The sequence below is a fragment of the Streptomyces sp. NPDC059037 genome, from assembly GCF_042740015.1.
Lineage (GTDB): Bacteria > Actinomycetota > Actinomycetes > Streptomycetales > Streptomycetaceae > Streptomyces.
This window is the reverse complement of record NZ_JBHYIG010000466.1, coordinates 1-4,167: the sequence shown is the minus strand read 5'-3', so window position 1 is coordinate 4,167 and position 4,167 is coordinate 1. Positions and strand designations below refer to the sequence as shown.

Here is a 4,167-nt window from a genome sequence, read left to right as displayed (position 1 = left end):
CCCCAAGCCCACGCAGATACCGAGCCAGCCGATTCGACCGAACCTCCAACTCCCCGTACGAAACGGCCTCTTCCCCACACCGCACCGCCACCGCATTCGGCGTGAGCACCGCCCAGGCCCCGAACAGCTCCAGCCAGGTGTCCGCCGGCACCGGCCGCGCCGTGTCGTTCCACTTGTCGACGACCAGGGACCGCTCCGCCTCGTCGAGGGCGTCCAACGTGCCGATACGGGCGTCCGGCTCAGCCGCCATCCGGGTCAGCACCCGTATCAGCCGCTCCGAGATCGCCACAGCCGCCGCCGCGTCGAAGCTGTCCAGCCGGTGATCGAGCCGCAGCCGCAGTCCGTCGATCGGGTCAACACCCAGCGTCAGCGCGAAGTGGGTCGACTCGCGGACTCCGGAGCCGGTGAGGCGCAGCGGCTGCGGGGGGCCGCTCTCGCCGGCCCGGTAGTTCTCGAACGCCAGCAGCGTGTCAAAGCTCGCGCCCGGACCGGCCAGCCGCTGGATCTCCGTAAGGCCCAGATGCTGGTGGTCCAGCAGTGCGGACTGCTCAGCCTGCAGGTCGGCGAGCAGCTCCGCGACCGTCCGCGCGGGATCGAATCGCACCCGCACCGGGACGGTGTTGATGAACAGCCCCAACATGTCCTCCATGCCAGGCAGCTCCGCCGGCCGCCCCGCGACCGTCGCTCCGAACACCACGTCCCTGCGGCCCGTCAAACCACCGGCCACCAGCGCCCAGGCGGCCTGCACGACGGTGTTCAGCGTGACGCCGCTCCGGCGGGCCAGCTCGCGCAGCGCCCCGGTCAGTTCGGCGGCCGGTGCAAAGGTCAGCTGGTCGGTCGGACTCGGCGTGCCGTCCGCGGCGGCGGGGGCCACGAGGGTCGGCTCGTCGAGCCCGGACAGGGCGTGCGTCCAGGCGGCCCGTGCGGCGTCCTTGTCCTGCTGCGCCAGCCAGGCCAGGTGTTCACGGTGCGGGGTGACCGCCGGCAGTCCTGCGCCGGTGCCGCCGGCCGCGTAGGCGGCCCATACCTCCCGCAGCAGGATCGGCAGCGACCAGCCGTCCAGCAGGATGTGGTGCAGCGTGATCACCATGCGACAGCGGTCCGCACCCAGCCGGATCAGCAGTACGCGGATCAGTGGCGGCCGCGCCACGTCAAAGCCCCGCACCCGCTCGCCCAGAACCAACTCCTCGGCCTGCTCCGGCTGTTCCGTCAGGTCTTCCTCGCGCCAGGGCAACCGCACACCCTCGACGATCACCTGCAGCGGCTGCTCGATCCCCGCCACCTGCCGGAAACCGGCCCGCAGACTCCCGTGCCGGTCAAGCACCGCCTGCCACGACGACCGCAAAACACCTGCGTCCAGCCGCCCCTCCAAGTCCAGGACCAGCTGCTCCACATACACATCCGTGCTCTGCTGATCAAACAGCGCGTGGAACAACAGCCCTTCCTGCAACGGCGATACGGGCAGCACCTCCACCAGCCCGGGTGCTGCCGCCTCCAGCTCCTCCACCTGCGACTGCCCCAACACCACCAACGGGAAATCCGACGGCGTATGACCGCCACCACCCGACGCCACATACGCAGCCATATCCGCCAGGGCCGCCGCCCAGCCATCAACCAGCGCCTGCGCCGCGCCCGCGTCCAGCAGCCGCTCCGGCCACGCCAACGTCAACGTCAGCTCCGGCCCCTCGGCCAGATCATCGACGATGCCTTCGGCCTCAAGGGCGTGCATCGCCGACGACCGGCTCGCGAAGCCCTCTCCCAGGCCGTCGCCGAGCAGCTGCCAGTCGTCGCCCGAGCCGCTGCTGAAGCGGCCCAGGTAGTTGAAACCGACCTGCGCAGTCGGCAGCGCCGCCAGCTCCACCGCCGTATCCGCATTCAGATACCGGAGCATGCCGTAGCCCAGGCCATCCCCGGGCACGGCGCGCACCTGCTCCTTGACCCGCTTGACGACCTCCCCGACCGACACCGACCCGCCGACATCCAGCCGGACGGGGTGGATGCCGGTGAACCAGCCCACCGTCCGCGACAGATCCAGTCCATCGCTGCCGAACTGCTGCCGACCGTGGCTCTCGACATCCACCAGGAACGAGATCCGGCCCTGGTCACCCCACTCCCCTATCGCCGCCGCCAGCCCCGTCAGCAGCACCTCATCGACCTTGGCACCGAACGCCGCCGGCACCCCGGTCAGCAGCGCCGACGTCACCGACGCCGGCACCCGCACCGACACCCGCCGCACAGTGGTGCCCAAGTCCGTGGCCGGGTCCAGCGGCAGCGCCGTCAGCAGCGGGTCGGAACCCGCCTGCACCGCGGTCCAGCCCTCCAGCTCCGCCATGCGCTCCGCGCTACCGGCCTGCGCCTGAAGCTCCTGTGCCCAATGCCGAAACGACGTCGCCACCGGCGCCAGCACCGGCTCCCGACCGGCGGCCAACGCCGCACACGCCTCTGCCAGATCCGGCAGCAGCACCCGCCACGACACCCCGTCCACCGCCAAGTGATGAACCACCAGCAACAGCCGGCCCGGCGCATCCACGCCGGCGTCAAACCACACCGCCTGCACCATCACACCGCCCGGCGGATCCAACCGCCCCACCGCCGCCCGCGCCTCCACATCCACATCCGCGACAGCAGCATCCACCCGACACACCAACACCCGCCCCGAAGCCGCCTCCGGCACCACAAGCCGCGCCCCCGCACCCGGCACCAACCGCGCCCGAAGTAAGTCGTGGTGGCCCACCAGCGCCTGCACCGCGGCCGTCAAAGTGGCCGCGTCCATTCCTCGCGGGGTGGCGACCAGGGCTGACTGGAAGACCTCCGACAGGTCCTCCGACCGCACCCGCTGCAGCAGTTCGAGCATGACCGGGGTGAGCGGCACATCGCCCGAACCGGCGGCCGTGTCGACGGAAGCGGGAGCGTCGCCCAAGGGCAGCGCGACCGCGGCGATGCGGGCGGCGGTCCGCTCCTCGAAGACCTCCCTGGTCGTGACCGCGAGGCCGGCCCGGCGGGCTCCGGATACGACCATCATCGACATGATCGAGTCCCCGCCCAGGGCGAAGAAGTCGTCGTCGGCACCGGCCACCCCCAGGCCCAGCACCTCTGCGAAGAGCCCGCACAGCAGCGCCTCGACGGGCGTCGCCGGCGCGCGGCCCGCACCAGCCGTCGCATCGACGGCGGGCAGCGCCGCCTTGTCCACCTTGCCGTTGGGGGTAAGCGGCAGCGCGTCCAGCACCGTCACCGCGGCCGGGACCATGTGCTCCGGGAGGCGCGCCGCGGCGAACTCGTGCACGGCGGCGGAAGCGAGCTCGCCGACAGCGACCACATAGGCGGCGAGACGGTCCTCCCGTACGACCACCACCGCCTGCGCAACAGCAGGATGCGCGGTGAGGACGGACTCGACCTCGCCCAGTTCGATGCGGAAGCCGCGGATCTTGACCTGCTCGTCCGCGCGCCCCTGGAAGTGCAGCAGCCCGTCGCCGCTCCACTTCGCCAGGTCGCCGGTGCGATACATCCGCCCGCCGTCGGCGTACGGACAGGCCACAAAGCGCTCCGCCGTCAGACCCGGGCGGCCCAGGTAGCCGCGGGCCAGACCCGGACCGGCGAGATGGACCTCACCCACCACACCCGGCGGCACCGGGCGCAGGAAGCCGTCCAGCACGAAGACCTGAGTGTTGGGCAGGGCGCGGCCCATGGACGGCGGCTGGTCGTCCGGTGTGAGGCCGGCGGGCAGCTCCACGGCGGTGGCGATCACCGTGGATTCGGTGGGGCCGTAGGTGTTCCACAGCCCCGCCTGGGCGCGCCACTTGGCGGCGAGATCGGCGGTCAGCCGCTCGGCGCCCAGCACCCAGTTGCGTATCCCCGGCACGGCCTGCGGGTCGAGCACGGACAGCAGCGACGGCACCACGCTCGCGACCGTCACGCCGCTGTCCCGGACCATCTCCGCCAGCGCCTGCGGATCCGTACGCTCCTCGCCGGCAGCGATCGCCAGGGTGCCACCGGACGCGAGGGTGGCGGCGACGTCAAGAACCGAGGCGTCGAAGCTGAACGACGCGAACTGCAACGTCACCTCGCCCGGACCGGCACCCAGCACCGGCGCCATCGCCTCGACCAGATTGGCCACACCCCGATGCGCCACCGCCACACCCTTCGGACGGCCCGTCGACCCCGAGGTGT

General features: G+C 71.8%; 1 protein-coding gene. It reads right to left on the bottom strand.

Annotated elements, in window-relative coordinates; genetic code table 11:
• On the bottom strand, window positions 1–4,129 hold a 4,129-nt coding region (locus ACFWY6_RS44635; protein WP_384703429.1), incomplete at its 3' end, for a condensation domain-containing protein.
• Window positions 4,130–4,167: the final 38 nt, after the last annotated feature.